This is a genomic window from Shewanella gelidii (genome assembly GCF_014647855.1).
GTDB lineage: Bacteria > Pseudomonadota > Gammaproteobacteria > Enterobacterales > Shewanellaceae > Shewanella > Shewanella gelidii.
On record NZ_BMPZ01000003.1, the window covers coordinates 232,013 to 248,668 of the forward strand.

The 16,656-nt window shown below is 44.6% G+C and carries 14 protein-coding genes and 4 tRNA genes; 5 read left to right on the plus strand and 13 right to left on the minus strand.

Features of this window, described 5'->3' with window-relative positions; genetic code table 11:
* Nucleotides 1–20 precede the first annotated feature (20 nt).
* The 7 genes from hflX to IEY18_RS08005 form a co-directional block, all read right to left on the minus strand.
* A complete protein-coding gene (gene hflX / locus IEY18_RS07975) occupies nucleotides 21–1,328 on the minus strand; it encodes a ribosome rescue GTPase HflX (protein WP_188919579.1) in 1,308 nt (435 codons plus the stop codon).
* A gap of 23 nt (nucleotides 1,329–1,351) precedes the next feature.
* Nucleotides 1,352–1,630, minus strand: coding sequence for an RNA chaperone Hfq (hfq, locus tag IEY18_RS07980; RefSeq protein ID WP_188919581.1), 279 nt, complete (start codon nucleotides 1,628–1,630; stop codon nucleotides 1,352–1,354).
* Nucleotides 1,631–1,721: 91 nt separating this feature from the next.
* Entirely contained in the window at nucleotides 1,722–2,648 is a 927-nt protein-coding gene (gene miaA, locus IEY18_RS07985) for a tRNA (adenosine(37)-N6)-dimethylallyltransferase MiaA (protein ID WP_188919583.1), read from the minus strand.
* On the minus strand, nucleotides 2,635–4,617 hold the full coding sequence (mutL, locus tag IEY18_RS07990; RefSeq protein WP_188919585.1) for a DNA mismatch repair endonuclease MutL: 1,983 nt from the start codon (nucleotides 4,615–4,617) through the stop codon (nucleotides 2,635–2,637). The genes miaA and mutL overlap by 14 nt, the downstream gene beginning before the upstream one ends.
* A gap of 13 nt (nucleotides 4,618–4,630) precedes the next feature.
* Nucleotides 4,631–5,953, minus strand: coding sequence for an N-acetylmuramoyl-L-alanine amidase (locus IEY18_RS07995; RefSeq protein ID WP_188920025.1), 1,323 nt, complete (start codon nucleotides 5,951–5,953; stop codon nucleotides 4,631–4,633).
* A 2-nt stretch (nucleotides 5,954–5,955) separates the two neighbouring features.
* Complete coding sequence (tsaE, locus tag IEY18_RS08000; RefSeq protein ID WP_188920028.1) at nucleotides 5,956–6,414, minus strand: tRNA (adenosine(37)-N6)-threonylcarbamoyltransferase complex ATPase subunit type 1 TsaE; 459 nt, start codon at nucleotides 6,412–6,414, stop codon at nucleotides 5,956–5,958.
* 106 nt (nucleotides 6,415–6,520) lie between these two features.
* A complete protein-coding gene (locus IEY18_RS08005; protein ID WP_188919587.1) occupies nucleotides 6,521–8,002 on the minus strand; it encodes an NAD(P)H-hydrate dehydratase in 1,482 nt (493 codons plus the stop codon).
* A 221-nt stretch (nucleotides 8,003–8,223) separates the two neighbouring features.
* Here IEY18_RS08005 and IEY18_RS08010 point away from each other — a divergent pair, with 221 nt between their 5' ends.
* Entirely contained in the window at nucleotides 8,224–8,415 is a 192-nt protein-coding gene (locus IEY18_RS08010; RefSeq protein ID WP_188919589.1) for a hypothetical protein, read from the plus strand.
* 111 nt (nucleotides 8,416–8,526) lie between these two features.
* Here IEY18_RS08010 and IEY18_RS08015 read toward each other — a convergent pair whose 3' ends face one another.
* The 6 genes from IEY18_RS08015 to orn all read right to left on the minus strand — a co-directional run bounded on the left by IEY18_RS08015 (nucleotide 8,527) and on the right by orn (nucleotide 10,401).
* Complete coding sequence (locus tag IEY18_RS08015) at nucleotides 8,527–8,982, minus strand: hypothetical protein (protein ID WP_188919591.1); 456 nt, start codon at nucleotides 8,980–8,982, stop codon at nucleotides 8,527–8,529.
* Between the two features lie 342 nt (nucleotides 8,983–9,324).
* Nucleotides 9,325–9,400: transfer RNA gene (locus IEY18_RS08020), tRNA-Gly, on the minus strand.
* A 19-nt stretch (nucleotides 9,401–9,419) separates the two neighbouring features.
* A tRNA-Gly gene (locus IEY18_RS08025) sits at nucleotides 9,420–9,495 on the minus strand.
* Nucleotides 9,496–9,543: 48 nt separating this feature from the next.
* Nucleotides 9,544–9,619, minus strand: a tRNA-Gly gene (locus tag IEY18_RS08030).
* 48 nt (nucleotides 9,620–9,667) lie between these two features.
* Nucleotides 9,668–9,743 (minus strand) — tRNA-Gly (locus IEY18_RS08035).
* A gap of 112 nt (nucleotides 9,744–9,855) precedes the next feature.
* The gene (orn, locus tag IEY18_RS08040; protein ID WP_188919592.1) at nucleotides 9,856–10,401 is read right to left on the minus strand and encodes an oligoribonuclease; all 546 of its coding nucleotides are present in this window, start codon (nucleotides 10,399–10,401) and stop codon (nucleotides 9,856–9,858) included.
* Nucleotides 10,402–10,513: 112 nt separating this feature from the next.
* Here orn and rsgA point away from each other — a divergent pair, with 112 nt between their 5' ends.
* The 4 genes from rsgA (at nucleotide 10,514) to IEY18_RS08060 (ending at nucleotide 16,655) form a co-directional block, all read left to right on the plus strand.
* A complete protein-coding gene (gene rsgA / locus IEY18_RS08045) occupies nucleotides 10,514–11,575 on the plus strand; it encodes a small ribosomal subunit biogenesis GTPase RsgA (RefSeq protein WP_188919594.1) in 1,062 nt (353 codons plus the stop codon).
* Between the two features lie 20 nt (nucleotides 11,576–11,595).
* On the plus strand, nucleotides 11,596–12,459 hold the full coding sequence (asd, locus tag IEY18_RS08050) for an archaetidylserine decarboxylase (protein WP_188919596.1): 864 nt from the start codon (nucleotides 11,596–11,598) through the stop codon (nucleotides 12,457–12,459).
* The gene (locus IEY18_RS08055) at nucleotides 12,459–13,364 is read left to right on the plus strand and encodes a DMT family transporter (protein WP_188919598.1); all 906 of its coding nucleotides are present in this window, start codon (nucleotides 12,459–12,461) and stop codon (nucleotides 13,362–13,364) included. The genes asd and IEY18_RS08055 overlap by 1 nt, the downstream gene beginning before the upstream one ends.
* A gap of 78 nt (nucleotides 13,365–13,442) precedes the next feature.
* On the plus strand, nucleotides 13,443–16,655 hold the full coding sequence (locus IEY18_RS08060; protein ID WP_188919600.1) for a mechanosensitive ion channel domain-containing protein: 3,213 nt from the start codon (nucleotides 13,443–13,445) through the stop codon (nucleotides 16,653–16,655).
* The last annotated feature ends 1 nt before the right edge of the window (nucleotide 16,656 follow it).

The window sequence follows — 16,656 nt, forward strand, 5'->3', positions numbered from 1 at the left end:
AAGTGGATGAAATAAATGAATCAATTTACTACTTCCTGCCCTATATTCTCTATAAGGAAGGATTCTAATTCGCCTTGACTCTGTTTAACTAATCGATTCCAGTCTGTTTCACTAAGGCGTACCTCAACTAAACAGTCACCGTTATCTTGATATTCTTTACTTTGTATTACGTCGAGACGATAAAATCGGCCCAAATAATGTCCTGCCGCCGCTGGTATTCTTAATTGCAGTGAAAGAATTTTTTCACCGACCAAGGCAACGATTGCTTCTAATAGTAATTCAAAACCATTTTGTTTCTGGGCCGAAACCCAAACCCGAGTTGGTTTCCCCTCTTCATCGTAATCAATACGTGGCGCAACATCTTCTAGTAAATCCAGCTTGTTGTTGACGACCAGCTGAGGGATCTCATCGGCATCCAACTCTTTTAAAACTGCCTGTACCTGTTCAAAGTTATCGCCCATATTGTCATCAGCGCAGTCGACAACATGGAGTAAAAGATCCGCTTCTCGAGTCTCTTGCAGTGTTGCTTTAAACGCCGCGACTAAATCATGGGGCAAGTGTCGAATAAAACCAACTGTATCCGCTAAAATGATTGCACCATCCGGGAGTTCAAGTTTTCGCAGTGTTGGATCAAGTGTTGCGAATAATTGATCCGCCGCATACACATCTGACGATGTTAGCGCATTGAAAAGTGTCGATTTACCAGCGTTGGTATATCCAACGAGTGACACTGTAGGTAAATCACTTCGAACTCGAGATCGCCGACTTTGTTCGCGTTGTTTATCGACCTTTTCCAAGCGATTTTTAATCGTCTTGATCCGGCCGCGCAATAATCGCCTATCTGTTTCTAGCTGACTTTCACCAGGTCCTCTTAAACCGATACCACCTTTTTGCCTTTCTAGATGTGTCCAGCCTCGAATAAGCCGAGTCGACATATGTCGCAACTGTGCCAATTCAACTTGCAACTTACCTTCATGGGTTCGTGCACGTTGCGCAAAAATATCTAAAATAAGCGTGGTACGGTCTAATACGCGACATTGGCAGACTTGCTCAAGGTTTCTTTCTTGTGCCGGACTCAAGGCGTGATTGAAAATCACAACATTGGCATCCGTTGCGGCCACAAGCGCGGCTATCTCTTCAGCTTTACCAGTACCTACAAAAAACTTTCTATCCGGTGAGCGCCTGCTACCGGTAATTGTTCCTACCGCTCGAGCACCAGCTGAATCTACCAGCAGTTGCAACTCGACTAGATCTTCGCGACTATTCTCATCGGGAAAATCGATATGGACAAGAACTGCAGACTCTCCTGCCTCATAACGATCAAACAAGCAAAAAACCTCTTAACACACGATTACTCCGCACTAGATGAATCATCTTGTGCTGCTTGGTAATTACTGCTTTGTGTATTTTGGTGTGCACTGACGTTAAATGGGCGTGCCGGCACAACCGTAGAAATCGCGTGCTTATAAACCATTTGGCTGACTGTGTTTTTCAAAAGAATCACAAATTGATCAAATGACTCCACCTGTCCTTGGAGTTTAATACCATTGACCAAATAAATTGATACAGGAACACGTTCACGTCTTAACGCATTCAAAAATGGGTCTTGTAAAGATTGCCCCTTAGCCATTTTGTTATCCTTTTTAATTTATAAAATTATAAATCTTATTAAGTTTAGTTTTCTTGTTTAGTTTTAGTATTATACAGCAAGGGATAATATGCTAGCCACGGGAACGCAGAAGTGTAACTAAATTATCCTTGTTTCCACTTTCTAACCAATTCAAATCTGGCCACCCTCGCAACCATGTTAATTGACGTTTCGCTAATTGCCTAGTAGCAGCGACAGCTTTTTCGACCATAGTATCATAGTTAAATTCATCATCTAGATATTGCCAACACTGGCGATATCCAACACAACGCATAGACGGCATATCAATATTTAAGTCGCCACGCTGCTTTAATTGCTGAACTTCGTCCACAAACCCTTGTTCTAGCATTAATTTAAATCTGAGTGCAATTAATTCGTGTAAATGTTTACGCTCTTGGGGTGCGATTGCAAATTGCACCATTTCATATGGTAATTCAGGTGCTTTGACTTCGGTTAATTCAGTCAAAGTCTTACCACTGATCCGATATACTTCAATTGCTCGCGACAGACGCTGTGGATCATTTGGATGGATCCGTTGCGCCGATACCGGGTCGACCCGTTGCAACTGTTGGTGCAAAAACTCCCAGCCATGCGCCGCCGCTTCGGAGGCGATTTGCTGTCGAATTATAGCATCGGCACTAGGCAACGGTGACAAGCCTTCAAGCAGGGCCTTAAAATACATCATCGTGCCACCCACCAGCAGTGGCGTTTTTCCGGTAGCGATCGCTTGTTCGATCTCGCTTAAAGCATCTTGTCGAAAATCCGCAGCAGAATATGTCTCACTCGGATCTTTAATATTTACCAACTGATGTGGTGCTCGCGATAACTCTTCAGGACTCGGTTTTGCAGTACCAATATCCATCTGACGATATATCAACGCAGAGTCCACTGAAATAATCTCGCAATTATGCTGTTCTGCAAGAGCAATTGCCAAAGCCGTTTTGCCTGATGCAGTCGGCCCCATCAATGTTAGAACTTTCGGTCGATTACTTTGTGTCACTCAGTTGCTCTTTTATCCATTGCTCCCAAGGAAGCTCGATGGCTTCGTCTTTGAGTGCTTGCTGCGTTGGCGCAGGCAGCGATTGAAAACCTTGCCACAATATTTGCGCTTGTTGAAAATCTTGCGAGCCAAACTTTGCTAACCAAGCAATTACCGCTTCTTCGGCCGGCAGCTCATATCGCAACCATTGTAATAGCTCAGGCACAACGGTCGCCAATTTGGCATTCCTAAGATATGAGGGCACTTTTTTAATAATCAACTGTTGATGTCGAATTGATAATTCGACACCCATTTGGCGCAACAAAGATTCTTGCTGTGTCAGCGTCTCAACCCAGTCTTTGTCTAACGGCACTGATGTGGGCATCAGCAACGGCTGCGCAACTAGTCCATTTTGCCATTTATTGCGAATATCTCGCTCAACGACCTTAAAAGCCACTCGACTCAAAGGTAATAAGTTTAATCTTCCGCCTTCAACCATCACCCACCATTGGCCATCCAATAGTGGCGGCATGAGCATGAAACTCTCAGCTGGCGGGTTCGCTTGCTCATTTCGCTGTGTTGAAGCAGCATCGTGATTGCGAGGCTGCAGTGGTCTGATCAACTGGCAGTACGAGTCAATAGCGGCTTGTGAAGGCAAGTCAGCGTGTTGCTCACGACCTTTCTGAGCAGCAGGGAAACTAGACATTTGATGCTGTCGACTTAATTTACGCGCATTTTCATCTGATTGTGAATCAGAGTCCTTTGCCTCATACAGTCGCCGAGGGGGTTCCTGAACACAGGTACTTTGTGGGATTGCACTAAACGACTTTGCTGGACCAGGCAATGAATCAGCAGAGGCTTGAGAATTTTCCATCGCCTGCGCATGATTAGATGTTTGAGTCGTTTGACCTTGCCCCGTTCTGGAACCGATATCCTTTTCAATCGGCTGTTCATTTCCGCCGTCAAAGGCCAAGCTATGAGCCTCTGCAATCGCAGATTGTAACGCCTGCAGAATAAAATCATGGATGTATCGCGCTTGGTGAAACCTAACCTCATGTTTGGCTGGATGCACATTCACATCCACTTGATGCGGATCTAAATCGAGCATCATGACATAACAAGGTAATTTTGCGTCACCACGGCTCTCTGCAAATGAAAAAGCTTGTCGAACTGCATGATTGATTAATCGGTCTCGAACCAAGCGACCATTCACATAAAAGTAGTGAACATCAAGTTGTGTTGCATTGACATCAAAATGACTTGGCGCTTGTAAGTACCCACTTAATCGTAAATCATTATGCTGACAGTCAACGTGCAGTGCGTGTTCAGCAAAACTACGACTACTGATTTGTCCCAAGCGCTGGATAAATTGCAACTGTGTATTTGCAGCGCGATAATTGCGAACCGACTTGCCGTTATGCTGCAATGTAAAATGTACTTTAGGCTGCGCCATTGCGATTCGTTTTAGCCACTCATCAATATGAGTGAACTCGGTCTTATCACTTTTAAGGAAACGACGCCGAGCAGGTGTATTAAAAAAGAGAGCGACCGCTTCAATGGTAGTCCCTTCCGGGTGTGCGGCAGGCGTTACTTTCACCGCCATCTGACTCCCTTCGGCATAAGCTTGCCAGGCTTCCGTTTGCTCTTTCGTTCGCGAAGTTAACGTCAACCGAGAAACAGAACTAATACTGGCCAATGCTTCACCACGAAAGCCAAAGCTCAAAATAGCATCGAGATCATCTAGGCTATGCAGCTTTGATGTGGCGTGACGAGACAAAGCGAGCGCCAGCTGGTCCTTTTCAATACCACAGCCATTGTCTCGTATTCGAATCAGCTTGCTGCCACCCTTTTCGATATCGATATCAATCCGGGTTGCACCAGCATCAATACTATTTTCAACGAGCTCTTTAATAACCGATGCGGGCCGCTCAACCACTTCGCCTGCAGCAATTTGGTTCGCGAGTTGCGGAGGCAGTACTTCAATTGCCATGAGTTTTACCTAGTTAGGCTCGCGGGATCACGAGCTTTTGGCCAATGCGCAACACATTCGATTTTAGATTGTTGGCTTTCTTAATCGTTGCGATTGACACTTGATAGCGGTGGGCGATGACCGACAGGGATTCACCTTTTTTCACTTGGTGCTTAATATTGCTTTTCTTCGCCAGTAAAGTACCAGCGGGTGGATTGTCTTTAAAATAGCTCACTACACCTGAATGGATCGCCTTTGCAAGTTTTTCTTGATGATTGCGATTCTGTAATAGCTTCTCTTCTTTATGGTTCGATATGAAACCGGTTTCGACCAGAATGGACGGAATATCAGGGGACTTTAGAACCGCAAGGCTTGCTTGCTCAGGCTTACGCTTATGCAGCTTAGTCACTCGCCCTAAATCTCCAAGGACCTCACCAGCGATCACGTGACTAACCGCCATCGAGCGATCCATCGACATGTCTAGCAAGGTCATTGCGAGGTATTGCTCATTGTCAGTATTCTTAATAATTTCGCCCGCACCACCAAGCAACTCAGAATGCTTCTCTTTCTGCTCAAGCCAGCGGCCAATTTCACTATTGGCACGGCGCATTGACAAAACCCAAACCGAAGCGCCCTTGGGCTGCGGAGAAGTGAATGCATCCGCATGAATAGAAATGAGCAAATCTGCTTTACTGTTTCTGGCTAGATCAGAGCGCTTATTTAAATTCACAAAATAGTCACCCTTACGGGTCATGACAGCCTTCATTCCTTGCGTTGCGTTGATTTTCGCAGCGACACGTTTTGCGATTTGCAGTACAACTTTTTTCTCATGGGTGCCCTTTGGGCCAATAGAACCAGGATCTTCACCACCATGTCCCGCATCAACGGCAATAATGACGTCTCTATAGTTCGATTGTGGTTTAGCAACTTTTTGAGGGCTTTTCGCTTTGGCATGGTGACTCAAATCTACCACTAGGCGATTGCCATACGGTGCTGTCGGAGACAGTGAGAACAAGTTCGCTTTAACGGGTTGCGTCAGATCAACAACAAGTCTTAACACACCTTTCTTCGGGGGTTTGCTAATTCGAACGCGTTTTACAATTTTGCTGTTGTGGGACTGCTTCTCCAACTTCAACTTGGTTTTCGCTTGTTGCAAGTCAACGACCAAACGATGTGGATTGGTAAGCGTGAAATATTTAAAAGTTGGTTTGTTGCTTAGGTCGAAAACAACCCGCGTTGAATCTGGCGCAGCCCAAACCCGTACGCCATTCAATTGATTTGCAGCGTAACTTTGCAAAGAAGCAAAGCAAAGGACAAATAATATACTGATTCTAATTATATTTTTAATTCTCAACATCATTACTTTATTTGTTGTAAAAGCGACAAGCCTAATGGAGACAGCGCCTCTATTTGTAATTCTCTACCAGTATTAACATATTTAAGTCGAAGATGCATATCAGCCGGCGGCAATAATCCATGACCGTGATCTGGCCACTCTATTATACAAACACTCCGCTCGGTAAAATAATCACGGATCCCCATAAATTCAAGTTCTTCTGGATCCGACAAACGATAAAGATCAAAGTGAAAGACTTCCATACCATTTAGTTCATAGGGCTCAACCAAAGCGTAGGTCGGACTTTTTACAGCGCCTTGATGACCAAGCCCTTGGATCAGCCCTCGGCTTAAGGTTGTCTTCCCCGCGCCTAGGTCGCCGGTAAGATAGATCACTAAAGGCGCAGCGGTAATTTTCGCTAGCTGTTCACCAACCGCTATCGTTTCCTGCTCATCCTTTAAATTCAAGGTAAGGGTTTCAATCTCTAACTTACACGCTTTCAAATCTTTACTATCTCTCACAAAAATAAAGTCTATTGGACGGACTTAAAACATAGCTATAAGAACAAACCACCACTTCAAGCCGACATTAGCAATTCACGAGTCGGCGAATATGCGGCATTAAGTCACTTGCAAGCATACCTCGCTCGCCATCTTTTGCCGCTAAGTCCGCGGCTTCACCATGAACAATTACACCGACAACTGTAGCGGTGAAGTTATCTAACCCTTGAGCCATCAAGGCTCCAATAATACCGGATAAGACATCTCCGCAGCCACCACTAGCAAGCCCAGGGTTACCAACGGGAGCAACCACTACATTGTGGCCATCACTGATAATAGTGCCGGCACCTTTTAATAGTACCACGCCACCATATTTACTTTGAATCTTTGAAACGGCAATAAAGCGATCTTGTTCCACTTCCGCTACGGATATATTCAGTAGACGAGCAGCCTCCCCGGGGTGCGGCGTCAGCACCCAATTATCCTGCTTCGCCGGTTCTAAACTTAAAAGATTCAGCGCATCCGCATCCAAAACGCAGGGTTTGTCACTTAAACAAGTCGCTTTAAATAGGTTATATCCCCAATCTTTTTTTCCTAAACCGGGTCCTAGAACCAGCACTTTCGCCCATCCCAAGCGGAGATAAACCTCCATATCAACTAATTGACAGCCCCAAAACATTAACTCTGGTCGATTCGCATTCACGGTAAACTGGTGTTCAGGCTTACTCACAACGGTCACTAATCCTGCACCAGCTCTTAAGCAAGCTTCACCAGCGAGCCTTACCGCGCCTGCCATGCCAACATCCCCGCCAATCACAGTTACCTTGCCATAATCGCCTTTATGGCTATCTCGCTCGCGGTTTTTGGGTAAGGATGCCTTCAGCGCATCTTGGCCAACTCGTTGGGCAATTGCAGAGGGTAAAAATGCTTCAAACCCCACTTGCGCATAAAATAAGTGACCACAGCAATGCCGAGCCCGGCCTGTAACTAGTCCCCGTTTTATCGCGCCAAAGGTCAATGTTGCATCAGCACAAACCGCTGCGCCATGAGCAGCTCCTGTATCAGCCAATATGCCAGAAGGTACATCGAGGCTAAGCACCCAAGCTTGGCTTGCATTAATTGCTGAGACGACGTCTTGCACTGGTTGTTTGACGGCACCAGTTAGGCCCGTACCTAAAATGCCATCAACAACTAACTTTGCGTCTTTTATCAACTGAGCGTTATAAGGCGTCAATTGGCCACCACTCGATTCAAAAGCTGCACAAGCTTGTTTCGCCTCTGGGCTCTTGAGCTCGGATGTCAAAGTCATGAGAGTGGCATCACAATTCGCCTCTAGGAGCAAGCGAGCCAAAACAAAAGCATCTGCACCATTATTACCTGAGCCGGCTATTAAAACGGCAGGCGAGTTAACTCGATGCAGCTGGTTTAACAGCTGAAACGCGGCTAGCCCCGCATTTTCAACTAAGGAATAAAGCTCGAGGTTTGTTTCTGCGACCGCTTTAACTTCAGCGTCACGTACTTGCTGACTTAGATATAAGTCAGTGGGCAAATTGGACAAATTCCGCGACATTTCCCGCTCCCTGCTCTAATGACATTTCGCGCTTCATTTCTCTGAGATCATTCTCATATCAGGTCAAATCAATCTATTAACCGGGCGCTAATTTGGATGTTTCGAGAGCACAATTCGTGAAAGAAAATATGCTCACGGTTGAATTAAAAACGTACCGTCTCGTTTTCTATAGCAATAACAGCTACACTAAATTCTATGAATGGAATCATAACGATCGCTGAATGAAGCTTTTAACATTAGTCATTCTTGCATTATCAATCTTACTACTAAAGCTGCCCATCAACTCTTCAATATTGATTGGTGCGGTCTTGGTCATTTGTTTGATTTTAGTGCTCTTCAGCATTTACAAAGCTATCGGGCAGCCTCTCAAAGATAAAGATGCTAAAGACGACGATCCCCCGCCTTCACATTGAGCACTTTCCAAATTTCAGCGATAAAAATTCATCGACCAAAGAGCGAGAAAGGCCCATTTCAATCCGAAGCGGGCCTTTAGTTTCATATTTAAGTCAATTCAAATCTTTTTATTAAAGATCATCCATCCGCAACGTGCTGTGTACTAAACGCTGTTGCTGTATACGCTCGACACGCACTAACTCTTTAAGCGCACTACGAATTTCTTCTGTGGCGGAGGATTCGGCCGTTTTATTTAAAAGCCCAAGTAATCGATTTTCCAAATCAAGATGTAAGCTCAATACGTCATCTTCTGACATATTGGCAGGTAAAACAGTATCGGCACAACGCTTAGAGAAATCCTCAAATGTGATGTCTTTATACCAAGTATCAAGAATGCGAGCCGGAGCGCCGTCCACGTAGTTTTCTAAAGACTCAGAGAGATGCTCCTGGCTTTGTTTAAAGTAAGTCAGCACCATTTTGACTCGCGTTGAATCAGCGTGAGTATGTAGCCGGCTATAGAGCTGCGCCATATCTAGGCGACATTGGGCAACGAACTGAAGCAACTCTCGTAACTGTTGAATACGCATTTGACACACTCCACTTAGGCTAATCTTTGAACTTAGTTAACAATCATCAAAAGCCATTATGAGAGTAATCGCACTAAAATTTCTTGAACAAGGTCAAAAAGTAGCTAGTTTAGTCAAAATTAAATTAGTTTTTATAAACAAGATGCAGAGTGGGTACTATCCGAACTGAAGCCTTCATAACAGCTCCCTGTATTCAGAGATACAAATCCACTAGGCAAGGGGGATAGAAAATACGTTTAGTGAAAGAAGTCATCGACACAGAAAAACAATGAACCACACGGAAAGCTAGCGACTAGCTAAAATAGATTCAAAAAATTAAGTATAAGAATAGAGGAAGGAGATTGGAGCGACATATCGGGTTCGAACCGATGACCTATACCTTGGCAAGGTATCGCTCTACCAACTGAGCTAATGTCGCGTAATCTTGATAACCAAATTGGAGCGACATATCGGGTTCGAACCGATGACCTATACCTTGGCAAGGTATCGCTCTACCAACTGAGCTAATGTCGCTTTATTTGTTACAGCGAGAAAATGAAGGTGCACTTTCTGGCTTGAATTTGGAGCGACATATCGGGTTCGAACCGATGACCTATACCTTGGCAAGGTATCGCTCTACCAACTGAGCTAATGTCGCTTTATTTGTTACAGCGAGAAAATGATGGTGCACTTTCTGGCTTGAATTTGGAGCGACATATCGGGTTCGAACCGATGACCTATACCTTGGCAAGGTATCGCTCTACCAACTGAGCTAATGTCGCAATTCTTGTTTTTACTCGGCTAAAATAGCCCGTGAGTAAAAAGTTGAGGCCGCATTATATGAGAATTTGACTCAGTGGCAACCCCTTTGATGTAAATAATCGGTCTGAATGCTCAAATTTTAAATACTTGACGACGATAAAACTGCAATTCAGCAATCGATTCTTGGATATCAATCAATGCTTGGTGAGTGTTTTTCTTGGTAAAGCCCGCCATAGCCTCTGGCTGCCAACGCCTGACCAACTCTTTAATCGTGCTGACATCGACATTTCGATAGTGGAAATAGTCTTCTAATACTGGCATGTATTTATTTAAAAAGCGGCGATCCTGTCCAATACTGTTACCGCACATGGGAGACTTCCCAGCTGGTACATATTGAGATAAGAAATCGATAGTTTGCTCAATTGCGTCCTGCTCTGAATATGGACTCGCTTTAACACGCTCAATTAAACCAGATTGGCCATGATGCTTTTGATTCCAGTCATCCATACCCGCGAGCACTTCATCAGCTTGATGAATCGCAATCACGGGACCTTCTGCGAGAATATTGAGCTCTTTATCAGTTACAATCGTCGCAATTTCAATGATACGGTCAACGCTAGGTTCTAACCCCGTCATTTCAAGATCAACCCAAATTAAATTATCTGCATTTACAGCCATATCATCGCCTTTTCTTTCATGTCGCCTAAATTCAGGCTTTTTTGTTGAAGACCGTGTATCATACTGCTTTTTTAAGTAACAAAAAATCACCTAATTCAACGAAGTCGAACTTGTGAGCAAAAAGAAACCTCTTAGTCATGGCCAATTAAGGCGCATGCGAGCTAACCAGCAAAAACGATTATCCCGCAGCAAATCTGGCGATGACCTACCTGAAATACAGGATAGCTCATTAGGGCCAGAACAGCCTGCCATTGTTATTTCTCGTTTTGGTCAGCATGCCGATGTTGAAACCACAGACGGTCAAGTTTATCGTTGTAATATCAGGCGCAATATCACAGGGCTCGTGACTGGCGACAAAGTCATCGTTCGCCTTGCCGTAGAACAAACGGCAACGATTAGTGGCGTCGTCGAAGCAGTCCACCCGAGAAAATCAACGCTCACCCGCCCCGACTTATATGATGGTGTAAAAATCATCGCTGCGAACATCGACCAAATCTTAATCGTTTCGTCAGTGGTTCCCGCATTTACCACGCAAATTATTGACCGCTATCTAGTTGCAGCAGAAGATACCAACATTCCGCCAGTTATCATCCTAAACAAAATTGATTTGATTGAAGCTGACGAACAAGCGGCGATTGATGAAGCATTACAACGATATCAAGAGATTGGTTACCCTGTGTACAAGGTCAGCAGCAAAACGGGCGAAGGGGTACAAGAGATTAAAGCCCTTTTAAACGACCAAGTGAGTATTTTTGCAGGCCAATCTGGCGTCGGTAAGTCCTCGCTTATCAACGCACTACTTCCTGATGCAAAACTGGCCATTGGTGATGTCTCTGAAAACTCAGGGCTCGGCCAACACACGACAACAACCGCGAAGCTACTGCATCTCCCTAGTGGCGGCGATCTCATTGACTCACCTGGTGTCAGAGAATTTGCGCTCTGGCATTTACCAGCAGACAGAGTGGGATGGTGCTTTATTGAGTTCAGAGATATTCTTGGCACCTGTAAGTTTAGGGATTGCAAACACCTCGATGATCCGGGCTGCGCAATTCAAGATGCGGTTTCGAAGCAACAAATCGCTCAAGATAGATTTGATAACTATCACCGAATCATTGCCAGTTTAGATGAACAAAGACATGCTCGTCATTTCCGCTCCGGCCCAGACGAACAATAAGAAAAAGAAAGGAAAGAACATTGGATAAATTAAAAATCGCCTTCCAGTATATTTTACCAAAGCATTTGGTATCGCGATTAGTGGGGAAGCTCGCCGCGGCAAAATTAGGCGCCCTCACAACAACCATCATCAAATGGTTTATTAAACAATATAAGATTGATATGAGCGAAGCTGCACGCCCAGAAGCGAGCGCTTATGCAACATTCAATGAATTTTTTACGCGCCCTTTGCGGGATGGCGTGCGTCCAATCTGCCAAGATGAAGACGTGATAGTGCATCCGGTTGATGGTGCGGTAAGTCAGCGAGGTCCAATACAATCAGGGCTTGTTTTCCAAGCGAAAGGTCATAGCTTTTCAACATTGACACTCCTTGGTGAGAAAGAAAAGGATGCCCAACGCTTTGATAAGGGTGACTTTGCAACCATTTATCTAGCGCCAAAGGATTACCATCGAATCCATATGCCAATTAAAGGCACCTTGTCTAAAATGATCTACGTTCCTGGAGATCTGTTTTCTGTCAATCCACTGACTGCGCAAAACGTACCCGGATTATTTGCAAGGAATGAACGCGTTGTCGCAATATTTGAAACCGATATTGGTCCCCTTGCTATGGTTCTAGTTGGCGCAACGATTGTTGCAAGCATCGAGACAGTTTGGGCCGGCACAGTCACTCCACCAACGGGCAAACAAGTATTCAGCTGGAGCTACCCTACTTCTGGCCCTGAAGCATTAACCCTTGAAAAAGGCGAAGAGATGGGCCGCTTTAAGTTGGGAAGTACTGTGGTGATGTTATTTGCCAAAGATGCTATCGATGATTTTGTCGACGATGTCGTCCCAGAAGCCGTCACGCGAATGGGTCAACCATTTGCCAAGATAGGCAATTAATGTCTACGCCGCTGAGCTCTGAATCCAACTCCGGTTTTTTCTATTTACACTCTGCGGTGCTTCTGTTTGGAGGGACCGCTCTATTTTCAAAGCTGATTCCACTTGGTGCACTCGACATCACCATGCTTCGTGCGATCGTCGCAGCCTTTGCACTTGCTTTGCTGGTCAAATGCAGTAAACAGAATTTGGCATTGAAGTGCAAAACAGATTATTTAGTGGCCATTATGCTTGGTGTGATCGTCAGCTTGCACTGGGTCACCTACTTTGCTTCCATGCAACTATCTTCGGTGGCTATCGGCATCATTTCGTTTTTTACATACCCAATGATGACCGTATTGGTGGAACCATTTTTCACGAAAAGCCGCTTAATGTTTAAAGATGTTCTTAGCGGTATTACCGTCTTAATTGGCGTCATTATATTGGTTCCTGAATTGGATCTAAGAAACGACATCACACTTGGCATTGCACTAGGCATTGTTTCAGCCATGCTATTTACGGCTCGAAACTTACTCCACAAGCGCTATTTTGCGAGTTATAGTGGCGGTCATGCGATGTTCTACCAAACCGCAGTGGCCGCTTTATTTTTAATGCCTTGGCAAAGCGATGAGATTTCAAGTATGCCAACGGATGCTTGGTGGTATGTGGTTTTGTTAGGCGTCGCGTTTACTGCTGCTCCCCATGCATTATTTACCTCTGCACTTCGTTTGTTAAGTGCAAAAACCATCAGTCTCGTTTCTTGCCTACAACCCCTATATGCCAGTGTTCTAGCCTTGATTATTTTGGGAGAGCCTCTAACTTCCAATATTGTACTTGGCGGTACACTTATTGTTGCTACAGCGGTATTTGAAACCGGCCAAAATCGCCGAGCTGCCAAAGTGAATTCTGCAATAAAAAACAAACTGTAATCGTTTAATTTTCATTTCTTAAATACAGCAACTTGCTATACTTGCCAGCATCTGTCTTCTCACCTTTTGATATTCGCTATGATGCGTGCTTTGTTGTTTATTCTGTTGCTGTTACCGACCGTTGTAACGGCAACCACGTCACCAACACTTGGGAAGTCTCTTCAACTGCCTTCTCAAAGCACCAGTGAGTCATTACCCGCAGCAAGCCAACAGCAAAATTTAGATGCTGAAATCGCTCGAATTGAGCTTATTTTGCAGGCCTACATAAAACAAAAGGCTGACTTTTCGACTCAAAAGCAAAAATTAAATACGCAACTTGCACTGGCTCAAACGCCGCTAAAGTGGACAAAAAAACATCTTAATCAACAAGCATCAATGGCCTATGTACGCCAGTCTGAGCTTAAAGAAAGCGACGACAGCCTCCGACGCAAGATCAATGAACTCCATACGCGGCAATCCAATCTACCACAGGTAATTTCAAGCGCCCGACAAGAGCTGCTGGAAGCGCAAAAAGCATTGCAACTTCCTCGGGAAACCCCTGCCGGTAAACGACAACAGAGCAATATTCAGCGACTTGAAATGTTACTCAGCGCACTCAAAGCTGAATATGAAAATGCACCTCAACAAATTGAATTGAGCCAGTTATCTCTGCAGGTCATTCGAGCACAACTCAGCCAACAAGAGGGGCTAATCGAAGAGTTAAACCGCCTCATTGCCGAAGAAAGGCAAGCCAAAACACAAGCCGCCATTGCCGGGACACAATCAGAAGAAAGTCAATCTGATGACCCTTTTGTGCTTCGTCAACAGACAACAAATGCCAAACTTGTCCAGCAGCTTCATCAGCTCAACGCGCAACTCAATGACACGGTTGGGCAACAAGAAAGCGCTGAAAAACAATACCAACTTCAGGTGCAGCAGCTCAGTAACATTCAAGAACAAATCGCATGGGTTCAAATAAACTCAGCCTTTGGGGAGCGTTTTTTACAACTGCTACACGCATTGCCTAAACCTGCAAACATCGACAGACTGCAAGCACGTATCGCCGATACACGGCTAAACCGCTATGAAGCTGAACAAGCACTCTCTTTAAACCTGCAGCATCAAAATCAAGCAGATTTAGAAGAATCGATGCCATTGACCAAAGATCAAATGCGGGTATTAAGCCATCAACAGCAATTGTTAAACCAAATTATCGAAGGTCAAGATTTACTACTCGCTGAGTTGGCTAAATTGCGCTTGAGCTATGAGCAACTTAACCACCAACTCACCATTATGCGTAGCACACTGAATGAGCAGTTGTTCTGGGTTCCTAACGCGAGCCGTATCAATAAATTGTGGATATCTGAGTTCCATCAGTCTGTTAAATGGATACTTGCTCAGAATCACTGGCAGCTGATTACCACTTCAATTGATGAAGAAAGTGATTATTGGTCTTGGTGGATTATTCTGTTTGTACTGTGCCTTGCCGCACAAGACATTCTGACGCCTAGATTTGCAAACGCGATGGCGTCTTTTATGACCTATGTGGGTAACGTTACCCTAGATAAGTTTATTTATACCTTTAAAGCGCTAGTTTGTACTTTCAGCTATGCGCTATTAAAGCCTTTCCCTGTCATTGTTGCCGGGGTTATTTTTATGCAAGCAAGTAGTAACTTATCTCATGCGTTAGGACTGGCAATATTGGCAGTCGGGCTACTATATCTACTCTACCGTTTAATCGCCTTACTTGCGCAAGCAAACGGTCTACTCGTCGGGCATTTTAAACATCCGGCCGATGTAATCAATCAATGTTTCTTTCGCTTTAATCGGTTCTATGTGTTCGCGTTGCCTTTGTTAGGTATTTTCTGTTTTACCCAAATGCTGGATTTGTCATTGGTGCGCAACAGCATTGGCAGAACCGCATTTATTGCATTGTGTATTCTTCTATTTTTGCTGTACAAAGATTTTCTCAAGATCTCATTGCAGTATCGGCAGTTTCATTTAGATGGGAAAAACAAAAAGCTGATTCAAAAGCTTTTATGGGGCGTACTACTCACCGTCCCCATCATTAGCGCAGTACTCGCATTCAATGGCTTTTATTACACTGCCATTCAACTCCTAAGTCAGCTGCAACTGTCGCTATTCGTTGGTCTAGGCTTCTTACTTTTGTACCAGTTAATCAAACGTTGGATGCTCATTGCTCGCCGCCAAATTGCATTTGATCGTGCAAAAACCAAACGTGCAGAACAGCTTGCCGCGCGTGAACGCGGAGACCCACTTGCAACGTCGCTCGATCCACTAGAAAACTACGAAGAGCCAATCGTTGACTTAGAAACCATATCAAGCCAGTCATTAGGTTTGGTGCGCTCCTTGATTGTTTTGGCTTTATTAGCAAGTTTGCTAGGGCTATGGACACAAACCCACACCGCACTTTTTTCCTTTTTTGACGAAATCACATTGTGGACCAATACTGCAGTTGTTAACGGTATTGAACAGCAAGTGCCTGTCACGATTAAATCGATTCTGTTTGGTTTAATCATCATGGGTTTTTCTTTAATGATCGCAACCAATCTACCCGGCTTGCTTGAACTCATGGTCTTACAGCGCTTGGATTTAAGTCCGGGCACCGGGTTTGCAATTACGACTGTGAGTCGTTATCTGGTTGTATTTTTTGGGTTGCTGATTGGCTTTTCAACACTAGGAATGGAATGGTCAAAATTGCAATGGCTTGTCGCCGCGCTCTCAGTGGGGTTAGGTTTTGGTCTGCAAGAGATTTTTGCCAATTTCATTTCAGGCCTCATCATCTTATTTGAAAAACCTATACGGATCGGGGATACCGTAACGATTCGTGACTTAACCGGCACCGTCAGTAAAATTCAAATCCGCGCAACGACCATTATTGATTGGGATCGCAAAGAAATTATTGTCCCGAATAAAGCATTTATTACGGAGCAGCTGGTCAATTGGTCTTTATCCGACCCGATTACTCGCGTCATCGTGTATGTCTCAGTAGCTCGAGATTCAGACCCATCGAAAGTCGAGGCCTCGCTCTATCAAGCAGTACAAGAATGTGAAGATGCATTGAGCTCTCCAGAACCCGAGGTATGGTTTGCCGGCTTTGGACAACACACCCAAGACTTCGAAGTGCGCGCTTACGCCAAAGATATGTCTGCTCGCTGGCCACTGAAACACAAGCTACATAAACGAATCACCAAAAAGCTTAAAGAAAATAACTTGGAATTGGCCTATCCTCAAATGGAAATTCATATCAATAACCCGACCAAAGACCCTAGTGGTCTATTGAGAGGCTAAA